The sequence below is a fragment of the Kitasatospora sp. NPDC051984 genome (assembly GCF_044593455.1).
In the GTDB taxonomy this organism is placed as follows: domain Bacteria; phylum Actinomycetota; class Actinomycetes; order Streptomycetales; family Streptomycetaceae; genus Kitasatospora.
The window spans coordinates 266782-284236 of sequence record NZ_JBIUCB010000009.1 but is presented as its reverse complement, the minus strand read 5'-3'; the positions used below and the strand labels follow the sequence as shown (position 1 = coordinate 284236).

Sequence of the window (17455 nt, the reverse complement as noted above, 5' to 3'; positions counted from 1 at the left end):
CGTAAGCTTTCGGTCATGCGCCTGATCGGAACCGTCACCCCCGACCGCCCGTTGCTCGTCCTCGCGCTGCCCGAGGAGGCCGCGTACCTGGACGCCGCGCTGCCGGTGCTGCTGACCGGCATGGGGAAGGTCAACGCGGCGGCCGCGCTGGCCACCGTGCTGGCGGGCGGCCCGAAGCCGTCCGCCGTGGTCAATCTCGGCACCGCCGGGGCGCTGCGGCCCGGCCTGGCCGGCACCCACGAGATCGGCCGGGTGCTCCAGCACGACCTGGACACCCCGCTGCTGGAGCAGCTCACCGGCCGCCCGATGGACGGCCCGATCGATCTCGGCCCCGCCGGGCCGGTGCTCGCCACCGGCGACCGGTTCGTCTCCTCCGACACCGAGCGCGACGAACTCGCCCGCGCCGCCGACCTGGTGGACATGGAGGGCTACGCGATCGCCACCGTCGCCAGCCGCGCCGGGCTGCCCGTCCGCCTGGTCAAGCACGTCAGCGACGAGGCCGGCGACGGCGCCGAGATCAGCTGGCAGGCGTCCGTGGACGGCTGCGCCCGGCTGCTCGCCGACTGGGCCGCCGCGCACCTGCGCTGAGGCCCCTGATGCGCGACTGATGTACGCCGAGGCGCCCGTCCGGGTTCGGACGGGCGCCTCGACGGTTCGTCAGGACTGGTACGGGTTGGCGCCCGGCTGGCCCGGCTGCGGGTAGGCCGGGGCCTGCGGCGGGTACGGCTGGGCCTGCTGCGGGGGGTACGGCTGGCCCTGCGGCGGGACGGCCGGGCCGCCGCTGAACAGGGCGTTGACGAAGGTGTCCAGCTCGTTGCGCCAGTAGCGGCCGATGTTCAGGCGGGTCACCTTCGGCTCGCCCGGGAACTGGAACTTCAGCGAGCTCCACAGGGTGGCGCGGTTGACGTCGCTGATCGACGCGCGGGCCTGGTCGATCGGGATGACGTGCACCAGCTCCTGCGGGCGGTTGCTCATCCGGGAGGCGCGGTGCACCGTGACGACCCGGTGGGTCAGGGTCACGAAGTAGTACTTGATGAACAGCTGGCCGATCAGGCCGAGCTGGCTCATCAGCCACGGGCTCGGGCCCGAAATGGTGTGGAAAGTCACCACCGGACGGTCGTTCGGCTCGATCGCGGCGATCGCCGCGGCGACCTGCTCCTGCATGGTGGACTTACGGATCGCCATCTGGCATCGGCTCCCGGTCTCCGCGCGCACCCCCGTCGGACACGCTGTGAGTGCGCGACGCTAGCCGCCCCGCGAGGTGCCGTTCAACGGACAGAACCGGGCATCCCACGCAGTTCGCCGAGATTTTCCCCAATCGAGATGCGGTAGCGGAACCTGTCACCCCGGTGACGTACCGTCACCTGCGCGGAGCTCCCTCCTCGGGGTCGGCCACGACGTCCGCGACCGCGCAGGCGATGTTGTCCGGCCCGCCCGCCCGGTTGGCCAGCGCGACCAGCTGCTGCACCACCTGCTCGGGCACCGCGACGGTGCTCAGCACGGTGTGCAGGGCGTCGTCGGAGACCCAGCTGGACAGTCCGTCCGAGCACAGCAGGTAGCGGTCGCCCGCGCGGGCGGTGTGCAGCGACACGTCCGGGCGGTTGTCGCCCGAACCGGTCAACGCCCGTACCAGCAGGGTGCGTTGGGGGTGCGAGGCGGCCTCCGCCAGGGTGAGGCGGCCGTCGTCGACCATCGACTGCACCAGGGTGTGGTCGTGGGTGATCTGGAACAGCTCGCCGCCGCGCAGCAGGTAGGCGCGGGAGTCGCCGATGTGCACCAGGGCGAGCTGCGGCTCCGACCACAGCATCGCCGTCAGGGTGGTTCCGGTGTCCGGGAGTTCGGACGCCGCCCCGACCCGGCCGTCGATCCGGGCGACGGCGTCCTCCAGGACGTTCAGCAACTCCCCGGCGGGGAGCTCCAGTTCCTTCAGCGCCTCGATCGCGGCGGCGCTGGCCGACCCGCCGCCGCCCTGCGGTCCCATGCCGTCGGCGACGGCGATCAGTCCGGCGCCGGCGTACGCGGCGTCGTCGTTGCGTTCGCGCACCAGGCCCGCGTCCGTCCGAGCGGCGTAGCGGATCCGGAGGGTACTCGTCGTCGTGTCCATCGTGGTGGCCTTCCCCGAGAGGTGGTCGACGAGGAGGGCGGCGAGCTCCCGGCGGGCCTCGGTCTCGGCCCGCACCGACTCCCAGTACCGGGCGACCTCCTCGGCCGCCCGGGCGGGCTCCAGTGCCAGCACCAGCCGGATCCGGGCCAGCGGCATGCCGAGCCTGCGCAGCCACAGCACCAGCCTGGCCTGCTCCAACTGGCCCGGCGCGTACCGCCGGTAGCCCGTGAACGGGTCCACCTCGGCGGGCCGCAGCAGACCCAGTTCGTCGTACAGGCGCAGCGCCTTCGGCGACAGCCGGGCCGCCCGGGCGAACGCCCCGATGGTCAGCAGCTCCATCCCCGCCTCCTCGTACCGGACCGGTGTCCGGCTCCACCGATGCTGGACCTTCCCCGAAGGTGAAGGTCAAGGCCCGAACGCACGCCGCCGCCGGGCGACCTGCTCCCGGCGGCGGCGTCCGTGCGGTGGCGGGCCGTCAGGCCGCGACCGGGTGGGTGGTGGGGTAAGCGTCGCGCAGGCGGCGGTGGGCGGCGGGGTCGGCGTCGAGGTGGTCGAGGCCGAGCAGGGCGGCGCCGAGGACCGGCGGGGCGACCACGATGCGCGGTTCGGCGAGCGGGGCGGCGGCGGCCAGGCGGGCCGTCAGGTTGTCGATCAGCAGCGGGTGCCGGGAGGCGAGCACGCCGCCGCCGAGGACCACCGGGACCGGCCGGTCGAGCAGGTCGAGGCGGGTGAGCGCGATGGTCGCGAACCGGACGATCTCGTCGGCCTGCCGGTCGACCAGCGACAGTGCGATCGCGTCGCCGGCCTCGGCGGCCGCGAACAGCACCTGGGAGACCTCGTGCAGCCGGGGCAGCGCGAGCTGCCCGAGGTGGATGGCCTCGGCGACCGCGTTGGCCCCGGCCAGGCCGAAATGCGCGCCGATCATGGGGGAGAGCAGGGTGGGCCCGCCCCGGCCGTCCTCGGCGCGGGCGGCGTGCCACATCGCGGCGTCGGCGAGTCCGCCGCCGCCGCCCCAGTCGCCGGTGAGCTTGCCGAGCGCGGGCCAGCGGGCGGTGCGCCCGTCCGGCCGCAGGCCGACGCAGTTGATGCCGGCGCCGCACACCACGGCCACCCCGAGCGGCCCGTCGGTGCCGGCCCGCAGCAGGCCGAAGGTGTCGTTGGCGACGTGCACGGACGGCGCCCAGCCGTGCGCGGTGATCGCCTCGTGCAGCCGCTGCTCCTCGACCGGCAGGTCGGCGTTGGCCAGGCAGGCGCTGACGTGGCTGGTCAGCGGCTGCCCGCCGGGCCGCAGCGGGATGCCGGCCTGCCGGGCGACGTCGTCGACCAGCGGGGCGAGGGCGGCGACCGCGGCCTCGAACCCGGTGTTCTGCGGCTGGAAGCCGCCGCCGCGGGCGGTGCCGAGGACCCGTCCGTCGGCGCCGACCAGGGCGAGGTCGGTCTTGCTGTTGCCGGCGTCTATCGCGAGGACGCCGGGCAGGTGTGCGACGGGGCTCATCGGCCGCTCTCTTCGTGGTGGTGCCTGATCGTTCTCATGCCGCCGGTCACGCCCAGCTCAGGTGGTCGCGGTTGTGCGCGAGCAGCCGGTCGGTGAGCTGGTCGGCGAGTTCGAGCTGGCCGATCAGCGGGTGGGCGAGCAGCGCGTCGAAGACCCGGTCGCGGCCGCCGTGCAGGGCGGCGTCCAGCGCCAGGTGCTCGTACGCGGTGACGTTGGCGATCAGGCCGGCGTACAGCGGCTCGACGGGGCGCTGCGGCAGCGGGCGGACGCCGGTGGCGTCGACCTCGGCGGGGACCTCGATCACCGCGTCGTCGGGCAGGAACGGCAGCACGCCGTCGTTGCGGGTGTTGACCACCTGCACGGTGGTGCGGCCGTCGGTGCCGAGCAGCGAGGCGATCAGCTGGACGGCGGCCTCCGAGTAGAACGCGCCGCCGCGCTTGCCGAGCAGTTCGGGCTTGGTGTCGAGGGTCGGGTCGGCGTACATCTCCAGCAGCTGCCGCTCGATGGCGGCGACCTCGGCGGCCCGCGAGCCCTTGACCTTGAGTTCCTCCACCACCTGGTCGTGCTGGTAGAAGTACCGCAGGTAGTAGGAGGGGACGACGCCGAGCCGTTCGATCACCGGCTGCGGCAGGTGCAGGTCGGCGGCGATGGCCGCGCCGTGCTCGGCGAGCAGCTGCGGCAGCACCTCGCGGCCGCCGGCGGCGTTCGGGGCGTCGAGCAGGGTGACGCCGCGCTCCCAGGTGAGGTGGTTGAGGCCGACGTGGTCGAGGCGGATCAGCTCCGGGTCGACGCCGAGGTGGGCGGCGAACTTGCGCTGGAAGCCGATCGCGACGTTGCACAGGCCGACGGCCTTGTGCCCGGCGGTCTGCAGGGCGCGGGTGACGATGCCGACCGGGTTGGTGAAGTCGACGATCCAGGCGTCCGGGTTGGTGCGGCGGACCTGCTCGGCGATGTCCAGCACCACGGGGACGGTGCGCAGCGCCTTGGCGAGGCCGCCCGCGCCGGTGGTTTCCTGGCCGACGCAACCGCACTCCAGCGGCCAGGTCTCGTCCTGGTTGCGTGCCGCCTGCCCGCCGACCCGCAGCTGGAGCAGCACCGCGTCGGCGCCCTGCACGCCGGCGGTGATGTCGGTGGCGGTGGTGACGACGGCGTCGTGGCCCTGCTTGGCGAATATCCGGCGGGCGAGCCCGGCGATCAGCTCCAGGCGGTCCACGGCCGGGTCGATCAGCACGAGTTCGCCGATCGGCAGGGTGTCGCGCAGCCGCGCGAACCCGTCGATCAGCTCCGGCGTGTAGGTGGAACCGCCGCCGACGATTGCCAACTTCAGTGCGGACATCAGCCCTTGACCCCTGTCAGTGTGACGCCTTCGATGAAGGCGCGTTGCGCGAAGAAGAACAGAACGATCACCGGCGCCAGCACCAGCAGCGTGGCCGCCATGGTGAGGTTCCAGTTGGTGTGGTGGGCGCCCTTGAAGGACTCCAGGCCGTAACTCAGCGTCCAGGCGCCGGGGTTGTCGCTGGCGTAGATCTGCGGGCCGAAGTAGTCGTTCCAGCAGTAGAAGAACTGGAACAGCGCGACGGCGGCGACGGCGGGCTTCGCCATCGGCAGCACCACCCGCAGCAGGGTGCGCAGTTCGCCGCAGCCGTCGATCCGGGCGGCCTCCAGGTACTCCCGGGGAATCGTCAGCAGGAACTGGCGCAGCAGGAAGATGGAGAACGCGTCACCGAACGCCATCGGGACGATCAGCGGCCACAGCGAGCCGGTCAGGTGCAGCTGCTTCGCCCAGAACAGGTACATCGGGATGATCGTGACCTGCGGCGGCAGCATCATCATCGACACCACCGCCATCAGCGCCAGATTGCGGCCCCGGAAGCGGAACTTGGCGAGCGCGTACGCCACCGGCAGGCTGGAGGCGACGGTCAGCGCGGTGCCGGCCGCCGCGTACAGCAGGGTGTTGCGCCACCAGGTGAGGAAGCCGGGGGTGTTCCAGACCTTCTCGAAGTTCGACCACTGCCAGCGGGTGGGCCACAGGTCGGAGGTGAGCGCCTGGTGGTCCGTCATCACCGAGGTGAGGAAGACGAACACGAACGGCAGCAGGAAGAACAGCGCGGCGGCGATCGCCAGCGCGTGCACGGCCACCCAGTGGAGGGCGGCCCGGCGGCGGGCGGTGCGGGCGGCGGTGGAGACCGGGGCGGCGGCCTCGCGCGGCAGGGCGGGGGCGAGTGTCATCGGGGATCAGTCCTCCGCCAGGAATCCGGACCTGCGGCGCAGCAGGAGCGAGGTGAACGCCATCGACAGGGCGAACAGGATCACCGCGACCACGCAGGCCGAGCCGTAGTCGGAGCGCTGGAAGGCGAGGTTGTAGACCATCTGCGGCAGCGTCCAGGTCGAACCGGACGGGTACCCGGGCTCGAACTGCTGCCCGGAGCCGCCGATCACACCGGAGGCGACCTTTCCCGCGACGATCGCCTGCGTGTAGTACTGCATGGTCTGGATCACCCCGGTGACCACCGCGAACATCACGATCGGCGAGATGTTCGGCAGCGTGACGTACCGGAACCGCTGGAAGGCGCTCGCGCCGTCGAGTTCGGCCGCCTCGTACTGCTCCCTGGGGACGTCCAGCAGCGCCGCCATGAAGATCACCATCAGGTCGCCGATGCCCCACATGGCCAGCAGGGTCAGCGCCGGCTTCGACCAGGCCGGGTCGTTGAACCAGCCCGGCTGCGGCAGGCCCAGCTCGCCCAGCAGGTGGTTGACCGGGCCGGTGCCCGGGTTCAGCAGGAACGCGAACGCCATGGTGGCGGCCACCGGCGGCGCCAGGTAGGGCAGGTAGAAGGCGGTGCGGAAGAACCCGGCGCCGGACTTCACCTTGGTGATCAGCATCCCGATGCCGAGGCCGAACACCACCCGCAGGCTCACCATCACGGTGACCAGCCACAGGGTGTTGCCCAGGCCCTTCCAGAACGACGGGTACTTGGTGAACACGTACTCCCAGTTCCGCAGGCCGGAGAAGGTCGGCGCGAGGAACCCGTCGTAGTGCGTGAACGAGAAGTAGACCGTCGAGACCAGCGGGTACAGGAAGAAGACGCCGAACCCGATCAGCCACGGGGACAGGAACGCCAGCGTCCTGGCCCGCTCCCGCCGGCGCTTGGCCCGCAGCGCCGGCGGGACGGGGGTACTCACGACCGTCACCTCTTCGCCTGGTCGACGGCGTCGTCGATCTCCTTGGCGGTGGCCGTGAGCCCGGCCCTCAGGTCGGTGATCTTGCCGGACTCGACCTCGTAGCTGAGGTTCTGCAGCGAGATCTGGTAGGCGCCGCCGTTGACGCTGGCGGGGGTGGTCGAGGAGTTCGGGTTGCGCGCGATGTCCAGGAAGGTCCTGACGTTCGCGTCGGCCTCCAGCTTCGGCGAGTCCAGCGCGGCCAGGGTGCTCGGCACGTTGTGGATCGCGTTGGCGAAGGACACCACCGCGTCGGTGTCGGTGGTCAGGTACTTGACGAACTCCCAGGCCGCGGTGCGCTTCTTCGAACCGTTGGCGACACCGATGATGGTGCCGGTCTGGTAGCCGCGCCCGTAGGTGGAGGCCAGCTCGTCCGGCACCGGGAACGGCGCGGTCGCCCACTCGAAGGACGGCTTGTCGTCGGCCAGCGCGGCGGCCCGCCACTCGCCGTCCAGGCTCATCGCGACCTGCCCGGTGCTGAACGGATTCTTCGCGCTGTACTCGTCGCCGAAGCTCGTCCGGTACTTCTCCAGCTTCTCGAACCCGCCGAGCCGGTCGACGAGTTGCTTCTGCCAGGTCAGCTCGGCCGCCACCGTCGGGTCGGTCGCGACGTTGGACTTGCCGTCCGGGCCGAAGTAGCTGGAGCCGAACTGGCCGAGGTAGTGCGCGATCGGCGTCTCGTAGCCGTGGTAGTTCGGCATGAAGCCGAGCTGCTGGAACGAGTCACCGCCGGGGATCGTCAACTTCGCGGCGTCCTCGGCGAATTCGCTGAACGTCTTCGGCGGGCCGCTGATCCCGGCCTTCGCGAACGCGGTCTTGTTCCAGTACAGGCCGTAGGCGTCGCCGAGCAGCGGCAGGGTGCACTGATTGCCCTGGTACTGGCTGTACTTGAGCATCGCCGACGGGAAGGTCTTCGCCGGGTCGATGCCGTCCTTCGCCAGCATCGGCCCGAGGTCCGCGAACACGTGCGAGGAACAGAACTTGCCGACGTTGTCGGTGCTGAACGAGGACACCACGTCCGGCGCGTCCGGGCCGCCGGCCCGCAGCGCCTGCTCGCTCTTCTCGTCGGCGATGTCACCCCGCACCTTGACGTGGATGTTCGGGTGCAGCTTCTCGAAGGCGGCGACGTTGTCGTTGATCGCCTTCACCTCGTTGTCCTGGTTCCAGCCGTGCCAGAAGGTGATCGTCACGTCCTGCCCGGACGCCGAACCGTCCTCCGCGCCACCGGAGTCGGTGCCGGTGCAGGCGGAGGCCAGAACGGCCGTGCAGAGCGCGGCGGCGAGCGCGGCCAGCGGGCGGCGGGCGCGTGGGGAGCTGCGGGTGGTGTCCACGGGATTGCACTCCTGACGAGGGGTACGGGCGGCGGACCGGGCGGCCGGCACCCGTGCGGGGGAAGGGGAGCGGAACGTGCGGATCGGACGTGCGGGGCGGACGTGCGGGGCGGACGTTCGTGCTGCTCGGATCGGTGGTCTCAGCGGGTGCTGAACAGGGCGTCCCGGGTGGTCGCCAGCGCGCGCTGCAGCGCACCGGCCAGGACGGGCGACCCGGGGAGGGCGGACAGCCGGACCTCCGGCCGGGGGATCGACATCCGGCCCAGCGCCTGCTGGACCAGCTCGCGCAGGCGCTCACCGCCGGCGGTCGGCGTCCCCCCGGAGAGCACCACCAGCTCCGGATCGACCACCGAGGCGATCACCGCCAGCCCGACCGCCAACCGCTCGGCCAGCTCCGCCAGGAACGCCTCGCCCTCCGGGGCGTCCAGGGCCGCGGCCACCGCCTGCGCCGCGTCGGCGCCGCGCAGCCCGTGGGCCCGGGCCAGCGCCAGCACCGCGGGCTCGCCGGCCAGGTCCTGGAACCCGCCGGAGTGCTTCCGGCGGGCGTTCAACGACACCGGCGCGCCGGGCACCGGCATGTAGCCGACCTCGCCCGCGCCGCCGGTGAACCCGCGGTGCAGCCGGCCCGCCAGCACGATCGCCGCGCCGATGCCTTCCTCGGCCCACAGCAGCACGAAGTCCTCGCACCCGGCCGCCGCGCCCACGGACTGCTCGGCCACCGCGGCCAGGTTCACGTCGTTCTCGATCGACACCGGCGCGCCGATCGCCGTCGCCAACTCCTCCAGCAGGCGCGGAGAGTGCCAGCCCGGCAGGTGCGAGGCGTACCGCAGCTTGCCGGTCACCGGGTCCGGCGCGCCGCCGATCCCTATCACCATCTCGCGCAGCGAACCCGGCGGGAGCTGCGCGCGGCGCACCGTCTCGGCGACCGCCTCCGCGACCCGCTCCACCGTCTTCGCCGCCGGCCAGCCCTTGCACGGCACCTGATGCTCCGCCAGCGTCACCCCGGTGATGTCGGCCACCGCGACCCGCACCGTCGTGCTGGTCACGTCCAGCCCCGCGACGTACCCCGCCGCCGGATTCACCTGGTACAGCTGGGCGTTGGGCCCCGGCCCGCCCGCGGTCGTCCCCACCGGCACCACCAGGCCGGCGGCCTCCAGCCGGGCCAGCAGCTGGGACGCGGTCGGCTTCGACAGGCCGGTCAGGCTGCCGATCTGGGTGCGGGACAATGGGCCGTTGGCGAGCAGCAGTTCCAGCGCGGCGCGGTCGTTTATGGCCCGGAGCAGGCTGGGCGTGCCGGCCAGCGGGGAACGGGAACTCTTCTGGGTGGTCACGGGCCCGATCATCCTCCATCCGGTGACGCCGACACGGCCAACTGTTAGGAAAGTTTCCAATCGCCGGGGCGCGGTTGTCAACGGTCGGATGCGCGTTCGTTACCGGAGTGTCGGCAGGGGTGGGTGGGGCGACCTCGGAACCCGGGAACTGACGGTCCGTCAGTCACCTTGTCAACAAAGCTCGTTACCCCTTTGTGGGGAAAGCGGAGGGCGCTGTTCCGAAGCCCGACCCGGACACGCTAACCTCCGTTGAATCGTGTGCCCGCTCCGGGGGAGCGGGCGCCGACAAGAGGAGGGGAGGAACGTGCAACTCAAGAGAAGCGGCTACCGGCGCTCCGCCGCACTGGCGGCATTACTCGCCGCCGGAATCGCCACCGGCCCCGCGGTCTCCGCGCCCGCCGCCACCGCGGACGGTTCGGTGACGGTGCGGGTGATCCGCGCGGTGGACGAGAGCGGGACGTGGTCGGGCGCGGCCATGGAGCCCGGCATGGCCGGCGTGACGGTGACGCTGACCGGCGAGGACGGCAGGGTCAGCGCCGCCGTCACCGCCGCCGACGGCACGGTGACGCTGAAGCCGAGCAAGTCGACCACCAGCGGCAAGTACCGCGTGGACGTGGTCAATCCGAAGCCGGGCGTGCTGTACCCGGCGTTCGCCTCCCACGAGGGTCTCGCGGGCGGGCCGGACAAGCTGAGCAGCAACACCGAGTTCGTCGACCTGTCGGCGGGCAAGACGGCCACCGTCACCACCGGCCTGTGGAACCCGTCCGACTACTGCCAGCAGAACGCCCCGCTGGCGACGGCCTGCCAGCCCTCGGTCGCCGACCCGGCGACCAGGCGGACCCTGCTCAGCTTCCCGTACCGGTCGCGGGGCATGAACCAGGACGTCACCGATATCAGCACCTCCGGTGACACCGGCAACGTCTTCGGCATCGCCTGGAACCGGGACGACAAGCGGCTGTTCAGCTCCGCCCAGGCCAAGCGCGACGCGCCCTACGGCCCCGGCGGCCCGGGCGCGATCTACGTCACCGACCCGACGACGAAGGCGACTTCGCTGTTCGCCACCGTCCCGGACGCGGGCAGCACCGCCCACACCAACGACGGTGACGTCGCCTTCCTCACCGCGGCGGGCAAGGAGAGCCTCGGCGGGCTGAAGCTCACCGAGGACAACCGCGACCTGTACGTGGTCAACCTCAACAACCGCAAGCTGTACCGCTACGACGCGACCACGGCCACGGCCGAGAATCCCAAGGCGGTCTACAGCATCCCGACCCCCGCCGACTGCCCGTCGGCGGACGACTGGCGGCCGTTCGGCCTTGGCATGCAGGACGGCGTCGGGTACGTCGGCGGTGTCTGCTCCGGCCAGTCCACCCAGAAGCTCGGCGACGTGCGGGCGATCGTGCTGCCCTTCGACCCGGCCACCGGGAAGTTCAGCGCCGCAGTCCTCAACCAGCCGATGGACTACCGGGGCCCGTCCCCGGCCGTCTGTTCCAACTACTACTGGTACCCGTGGAAGGACGCCAGGCCGACCGACGGCACCTGCTACTACTTCGGGCAGCCCGAGCTCGGCGAGATCGGCTTCGAGACCGACGGCTCCATGCTGCTCTCCTTCCGCGACCGCTACGGCGACCAGGCCAGCGGAACCATGGCCGCCGAGTACGTGTTCGCGATCGCCTCCGGTGACCTCAACAAGGCCTGCAAGGCCGGGGACATGTACGTGATGGACGTCAACCTCGGCTGCGGGATCACCACCCGCGGCAAGGGCTTCTTCGACCTCCGCCGCGTCGGCGACGTCCACACCTACGCCACCTACGCGGGCATGGCACTCTCCAGGGTCGAGAACTCCATCGCCACCTCCGGCTACGACGTGTACAACCACGCGTACAGCGCCGGCACCATGTTCACCCTCCGCAACGGCGCGCAGGACCCGGGCTTCGGCCAGGAACTGTCCAGCGGCTCGAAGTTCGGCAAGGGCGCGGCGATGGCGGACCTGGAGGTGCTCTGCGACCGGGCGCCGCTCCAGATCGGCAACCGGGTCTGGTACGACCCGGAGCGCTCGGGTCTCCAACTGCCGCAGCAGAAGCCGGTTCCGGGAGCCACCGTCAACCTGTACGACGCGGACGGCAAGAAGGTCGGCACCGCCAAGACCACGCCGCACGGTGAGTACTACTTCGACAACACCAACGTCACCGGCGGACTCAAGCCCAACACGGCCTACACCATCCGCCTGGACAACCCGGCGGACTACGCCAAGGGCGGCCCGCTGTACCACTGGGTCCCGACCAAGGACAACGTCGGCGACAACCGCCTGATCGACTCCGACGGCACCGTCCCCAAGGGCGGCACGTACGTCGAGCGGAAGCTCACCACCAACGGCCCCGGTCAGAACGACCACAGTTTCGACTTCGGCTTCATGCAGCAGCAGGGCGAGTTGCGCCTGGTCAAGAACGACCAGGACGGCAAGCCGCTGCCCGGCGCCGTCTTCCAGCTGTGGCGCGAGACCAACGGCACCGAAGGCCTCCAGGCCGACGGCGACAAGGCGGACACCAAGGCCGGCGACCCGTGCACCACCGGCGAGGACGGCACCTGCCACACCGTCACCGACAAGGGCACGTACTACTGGCAGGAGGTCACCCCGCCCAAGGGCTACCAGACCCCTGAGCAGCCCGTCCTCGGCCCGGTCGTCCTCGACGACGACCACCTCGACGCCGGCATCACCACCACCGCCGTCAACCACCTGATCCCCCCGCCCCCCACCACCCCGGCCCCCACCCCGACCCCGACGCCCACCCCGGCACCGTCGTCGCAGCCCTCGGGCGGCCTGGCCTTCACCGGCATGAACGACACCGTCCTGACGTACACCCTGGTCGGCGGAGCGATCCTGCTCGTCGCCGGCGCGGGTCTGCTGTTCGCGGTTCGGAAGCGCCGCACCCACTGACGCCCCGGCAGCAGTGAGGAGGGCCCCGGGACACTCTCCCGGGGCCCTTTCCGGTCCGAGCGAGGAACAGCCTGAGTCCTCGTCAAGCTGGCTGCCGCACCCGCCTGTTGTTCGGTGGCGGCGGAAGTGGAGGGCCAGGTTCCGAAGTTCGCGCCGGACCGCTAACCTCCGACACATCGACGTCCGCTCCGGGGGGAGCGGGCGCCGCGACAGGAGGGGAGAAGGTGCAAATCAAGAGAAGCGGTTATCGGCGTCCTGCCGCGCTGGCCGCTCTGCTGGCGGCCGGGATAGCCACGGGCCCGGCGGTCTCCGCGCCCGCCGCGACTGCGGATGGCTCGGTGACGGTGCGGGTGGTCCGCGCCGTTGACGAGAGCGGGACGTACAGCCCGGCGCTGGAGCCCGGCATGGCCGGGGTGACAGTCACGTTGACCGGCGAGGACGGCGCGGTGCGGACAGCCGTGACGGCGGCCGACGGCACGGTGACGCTGAAGCCGAGCAAGTCGACCACCAGCGGCAAGTATCGCGTGGACGTGGTCAATCCGAAGCCGGGCGTGCTGTACCCGGCGTTCGCTGCGCGTGAAGGACTGACCGCTCCGGACAAGCTGAGCAGCAACACCGAGTTCGTCGACCTGTCGGCGGGCAAGCAGGCGACGCTGACGACCGGCCTGTGGAACCCGTCCGACTACTGCCAGCAGAACGCCCCGCTGGCGACGGCCTGCCAGCCCGCGATCATCGACCCGGCGGGCAAGCGGACCCTGCTGAGCTACCCGTACCGGTCCCGGGGCATCAACCAGGACGTCACCGACCTCAGCACCGCCACCGACACCGGCAACGTGTTCGGTATCGCCTGGGACCGGGACGGCCGGCGCCTGTTCAGCTCGGCCCAGGCCAAGCGCGACACCCGCTACGGCCCCGGCGGCCCGGGCGCGATCTACGTCACCGACCCGGGGACGAAGACCACCAAGCTGTTCACCACCGTCCCGGACGCCGGCAGCAGCGCACACGGCGGCGACCTCGACCCGGCGTTCATGGCGGCGCCCGGCAAGGAGAGCCTGGGCGGGCTGAAGCTCACCGAGGACGGCCGCGACCTGTACGTGGTCAACCTCAACGACCGCAAGCTGTACCGCTACGACGCGACCACGGCCACGGCCGAGAAGCCCAAGGCGGTCTACAGCATCCCGACCCCCGCCGGCTGCCCGTCGGCGGACGACTGGCGGCCGTACGGCCTCGGCATGCAGGACGGCGTCGGGTACGTCGGCGGTGTCTGCTCCGGCCAGTCCACCCAGAAGCTCGGCGACCTGCGGGCGATCGTGCTGCCCTTCGACCCGGCCACCGGGAAGTTCGGCGCCGCTGTCCTCAACCAGCCGCTCGACCACCGGGGTACTCCGGCGAGGATCTGCTCCGGCTACTACTGGTACCCGTGGACGGACGCCAGGCCGACCAGCGGAACCTGCAACTTCTACGGGCAGCCCGAGCTCGGCGAGATCGGCTTCGAGACCGACGGCTCCATGCTGCTGTCCTTCCGCGACCGCTATCCCGACCAGGCCAACTTCTACCCGAGTGCCGACAATCCGGCCCCGCCGGGCGGCGTGAGGGCGCTCGCGTCGGGTGACCTGAACAAGGCGTGCAAGTCCGGTGACAGCTACGTGCTGGACGTCAACCTCGGCTGCGGGATGACCACCCGGGGCAAGGGTTTCTACGACGTAAGCCGGCTCAACAACTCGCACACCTACGCCACGTACGCGGGCATGGCGCTCTCCAAGGTCGAGAACTCCATCGCCAGCTCCGGCTACGACGTGCTCGAACACATCGTCACCGCCGGCACCATGTTCACCCTGCGCACCGGCGAGAAGGACCCGGGCATGGGCCAGGAACTCTCCGACGGCCGCTCCAGCTTCGGCAAGGGCGCGGCCATGGCGGACCTGGAGGTGCTCTGCGACCGGGCGCCGCTCCAGATCGGCAACCGGGTCTGGTACGACCCGGAGCGCTCGGGTCTCCAACTGCCGCAGCAGAAGCCGGTTCCGGGCGCGACCGTCAACCTGTACGACGGCGAGGGCAAGAAGGTCGGCACGGCGAAGACCACCCCGCGCGGCGAGTACTACTTCGACAACACCAACGTCACGGGCGGACTCAAGCCCAACACGGCCTACACCATCCGCCTCGACAACCCCGCCGACTACGCGAAGGGCGGCCCGCTCCACCACTGGGTGCCGACCAAGGCGAACGTCGGCGACAGCCGCCTGATCGACTCCGACGGCACCGTCCCGAAGGGCGGTACCTACGTCGAGCGGGCGCTGAAGACCGGCGGCTCCGGCCAGAACGACCACAGCTTCGACTTCGGCTTCATGCAGCAGCAGGGTCCGCTGCGCCTGGTCAAGCACGACCAGGACGGCAAGCCGCTGCCCGGTGCCGTCTTCCAGCTGTGGCGCGAATCCAACGACACCGAGGGCTTGCAGCAGGACGCCGACACCAAGGTCGGTGACCCGTGCACCACCGGCGAGGACGGCACCTGCACCACCAACGCCGACAAGGGCACCTACTACTGGCAGGAGGTCACCCCGCCCAAGGGCTACCAGGCCCCTGAGCAGCCCGTCCTCGGCCCGGTCGTCCTCGACGACGACCACCTCGACGCCGGCATCACCACCACCGCCGTCAACCACCTGATCCCCCCGCCGCCCACCACCCCGGCCCCCACCCCGAAGCCGGAACAGCCGTCGCAGAACGGCTCGCAGCCGTCGGGCGGCAGCCTGGCCTACACGGGCACGAACGACACGGTCCTGACGTACGCCCTGACCGCCGGAGCGATCCTGCTTCTCGCGGGCACCGGTCTCTTGATCGCCGTCCGCAGGCGCCGCGCCTGACCAGGCGGACAGCAGACGGCCGGGGCCCGGAGAGTGCGAACTCCCCGGGCCCCGGCCGTCGTTGTACGGCAAAAGCGCCTACGCCTGGGGCGGTATCGGCTTGGCCGCCAGCGACCGCGCCGAGCTGGGGTCGGCCAGCGCGGACGGCGGCAGGATCTCGGGGGCGGCGGCCTGGGCGGGGACGGCGGCGGCCGCCTCCTCCTTGAGCTTGACGCCGGCCAGGTCGAACGCGGCCTTGATGCGCAGCCGCAGCGCGCGGGAGACCTGCGCGGACTTGCCGGGCGTGCAGCGGGCCTCGATCCGCAGCTCGACCGAGTCGACGGCGACCGATTCGATGCCGAGGACCTTGACCCGGCCCCAGATCAGCTCGTCGTAGGGGGATTCCTTGGAGAGTTGCTCGGCGGCCTCGGTGACCAGCAGTTCGACCCGCTCCAGGTCCTCCTTGTAGCCGACCTGGACGTCCACCGAGGCGGTGCCCCAGCCCTGGCTCATGTTGGCGATCCGCTTGACCTCGCCGTTGCGGATGTACCAGATCTCGCCGGCGGAGCCGCGCAGCTTGGTGACCCGCAGGCCGACCTCCAGCACGGTGCCGGTGGCGACGCCGGTGTCGATCTCGTCGCCGACGCCGTACTGGTCCTCCATGATCATGAAGACGCCGGAGAGGAAGTCGGTGACCAGGTTGCGCGCGCCGAAACCGATCGCCACACCCGCCACACCGGCGGAGGCCAGCAGCGGCGCGAGGTCCACGCCGAGCACCGACAGGGCCATCAGCGAGGCGGTGCCGAGGATGCTGAAGGACGACACCGAGCGCAGCACCGAGCCGATCGCCTCGGAACGCTGCTGGCGGCGCTCGGTGTTGACGACGCCGCTGTTGGCCAGCAGCCCGCCGATCACGCCGTGGTCGTTGTCCGCCTCGGCGGGGCGGCCCATCCGGGCGACCAGCTTGTCGATGACCTTGCGGACCACCGCCCGCAGTATCAGCGCGAGCAGCAGGATGAAAACGATCCGCAGCCCGTCGATCAGCCAGCCCTGCCAGTTGTCGTCGAGCCAGCTGGCGGCCTGCCGGGTGGAGTCGGTCACATCGGCGGCACTGGTGGGCAGGTTGAACGTGGGCGTCGTGGGGTCGGGGGAAGAGTCGGCGAGCATCGCCCCACTCTAGGGCCTGCCGTGCGGGCCCCCACGCCCCCGTTCACCCGCCCGGACGGCCCGTCAGACCGGTTCCGGCCACCGTCCGCGCCGCCCCGGCCACGGTGGGTGCAGGTGGGCCCCGAGCTGGGCATACCGCCTATGGGCGGCAGTGCGGGGTCCACCCGGGCGTGCGGCCCGTTCACAGAGAAATGGTGGCGTCGTACGAGGGCGTAAGGCGACACTGAGGGAGATCGCGTCCCGCAGGGGGCACGATCGCCCGCTCGACTCGGCGCGAGCCACGCGCCGCAGGCGTCCAAGGAGGCCCCGTGCCGCATGTCCTTGTCCTCAACGCGTCGTACGAGCCACTCGGTGTCGTCTCGATGCGACGCGCACTCATCCTGGTCCTCAACCACAAGGCGATCGCCCTGGAGGACGCGGGAACCACTCTGCACAGCGCCACCAGCGCCGTTCCGGCGCCGTCCGTCGTCAAGCTGACCCGTTTCGTGCGGGTTCCCTACCGAGGCCCCGTGCCGCTCACCCGGCGCGCGCTGTTCGCCCGCGACCACGGGCGGTGCGTGTACTGCGGGGCTGCCGCCACCAGTGTCGACCACGTGATCCCGCGCAGCCGGGGCGGTCAGCACCGGTGGGACAACGTGGTGGCGGCCTGCCGCCGCTGCAACCACACCAAGGCCGACCGGCACCTCGCCGACCTCGGCTGGCGGATGAAGCGCCCCCCGGCCGCGCCCAGCGGCCTGGCCTGGCGGGTCATCGGCACCGGGATCAAGGATCCGCGCTGGCGGCCCTACCTGGAGCCGTACGGCGGCCTCGACCAGTTCCGGGACTTCGAGCACCACGACCATCCGGAGCTGGCCGTTCCGTCCCCGGTCCGCACCCGTCCCGTCCGACGCGGCGAGCAGCACGCTCCGCTCTCCGCCTGACCAGACAAGGGCCTGCCCGACACGACATTCGGTACGCCTCATGGGCCGCCGGCGCACCCCGCAGCGGGAGCGTCGGCGGCCCGCCGTGTATTCGGCCGGCCGGTGACCAGGGC

General features: G+C 71.4%; 13 protein-coding genes. 4 read left to right on the top strand and 9 right to left on the bottom strand.

Going from position 1 to position 17455, the window contains the following annotated elements:
* Positions 1-15 precede the first annotated feature (15 nt).
* Positions 16-588, top strand: a complete 573-nt coding sequence (locus tag ACIHEI_RS20450) for a nucleosidase (protein ID WP_396607593.1) — start codon at positions 16-18, stop codon at positions 586-588.
* A 69-nt stretch (positions 589-657) separates the two neighbouring features.
* Here the strand turns inward: ACIHEI_RS20450 and ACIHEI_RS20445 are convergent, their stop codons facing one another.
* The 8 genes from ACIHEI_RS20445 to ACIHEI_RS20410 all read right to left on the bottom strand — a co-directional run bounded on the left by ACIHEI_RS20445 (position 658) and on the right by ACIHEI_RS20410 (position 9480).
* Entirely contained in the window at positions 658-1185 is a 528-nt protein-coding gene (locus ACIHEI_RS20445; RefSeq protein WP_396607592.1) for a hypothetical protein, read from the bottom strand.
* Between the two features lie 175 nt (positions 1186-1360).
* Positions 1361-2443, bottom strand: coding sequence for a MerR family transcriptional regulator (locus ACIHEI_RS20440; RefSeq protein WP_387862671.1), 1083 nt, complete (start codon positions 2441-2443; stop codon positions 1361-1363).
* Positions 2444-2579: 136 nt separating this feature from the next.
* Positions 2580-3599 (bottom strand): N-acetylglucosamine kinase, encoded by a 1020-nt coding sequence (locus tag ACIHEI_RS20435; RefSeq protein WP_392951627.1) that lies wholly within the window; start codon positions 3597-3599, stop codon positions 2580-2582.
* A 46-nt stretch (positions 3600-3645) separates the two neighbouring features.
* A complete protein-coding gene (locus ACIHEI_RS20430; protein ID WP_387646681.1) occupies positions 3646-4926 on the bottom strand; it encodes a 6-phospho-beta-glucosidase in 1281 nt (426 codons plus the stop codon).
* A gap of 8 nt (positions 4927-4934) precedes the next feature.
* The gene (locus ACIHEI_RS20425; RefSeq protein ID WP_396607591.1) at positions 4935-5828 is read right to left on the bottom strand and encodes a carbohydrate ABC transporter permease; all 894 of its coding nucleotides are present in this window, start codon (positions 5826-5828) and stop codon (positions 4935-4937) included.
* A 6-nt stretch (positions 5829-5834) separates the two neighbouring features.
* On the bottom strand, positions 5835-6782 hold the full coding sequence (locus ACIHEI_RS20420) for a carbohydrate ABC transporter permease (protein WP_387646558.1): 948 nt from the start codon (positions 6780-6782) through the stop codon (positions 5835-5837).
* 5 nt (positions 6783-6787) lie between these two features.
* The gene (locus ACIHEI_RS20415; protein WP_387646556.1) at positions 6788-8149 is read right to left on the bottom strand and encodes an extracellular solute-binding protein; all 1362 of its coding nucleotides are present in this window, start codon (positions 8147-8149) and stop codon (positions 6788-6790) included.
* Positions 8150-8289: 140 nt separating this feature from the next.
* Positions 8290-9480 carry an ROK family transcriptional regulator gene (locus tag ACIHEI_RS20410; RefSeq protein ID WP_396607590.1) on the bottom strand — a complete coding sequence of 397 codons (1191 nt, stop codon included), beginning with the start codon at positions 9478-9480 and terminating at the stop codon, positions 8290-8292.
* 304 nt (positions 9481-9784) lie between these two features.
* Between ACIHEI_RS20410 and ACIHEI_RS20405 the strand changes: the two genes are divergently transcribed.
* Both ACIHEI_RS20405 and ACIHEI_RS20400 read left to right on the top strand, forming a co-directional pair.
* Complete coding sequence (locus ACIHEI_RS20405) at positions 9785-12415, top strand: SdrD B-like domain-containing protein (RefSeq protein ID WP_396607589.1); 2631 nt, start codon at positions 9785-9787, stop codon at positions 12413-12415.
* A 224-nt stretch (positions 12416-12639) separates the two neighbouring features.
* Complete coding sequence (locus tag ACIHEI_RS20400; protein ID WP_396607588.1) at positions 12640-15276, top strand: SpaA isopeptide-forming pilin-related protein; 2637 nt, start codon at positions 12640-12642, stop codon at positions 15274-15276.
* 78 nt (positions 15277-15354) lie between these two features.
* On the opposite strand, the gene ACIHEI_RS20395 is transcribed toward ACIHEI_RS20400, so the two are convergent.
* Positions 15355-16422 carry a mechanosensitive ion channel family protein gene (locus tag ACIHEI_RS20395; RefSeq protein ID WP_396607587.1) on the bottom strand — a complete coding sequence of 356 codons (1068 nt, stop codon included), beginning with the start codon at positions 16420-16422 and terminating at the stop codon, positions 15355-15357.
* Between the two features lie 308 nt (positions 16423-16730).
* On the opposite strand from ACIHEI_RS20395, the gene ACIHEI_RS20390 reads away from it, so the two are divergent.
* Positions 16731-17342, top strand: coding sequence for an HNH endonuclease (locus ACIHEI_RS20390; RefSeq protein WP_387646544.1), 612 nt, complete (start codon positions 16731-16733; stop codon positions 17340-17342).
* Positions 17343-17455 lie beyond the last annotated feature (113 nt).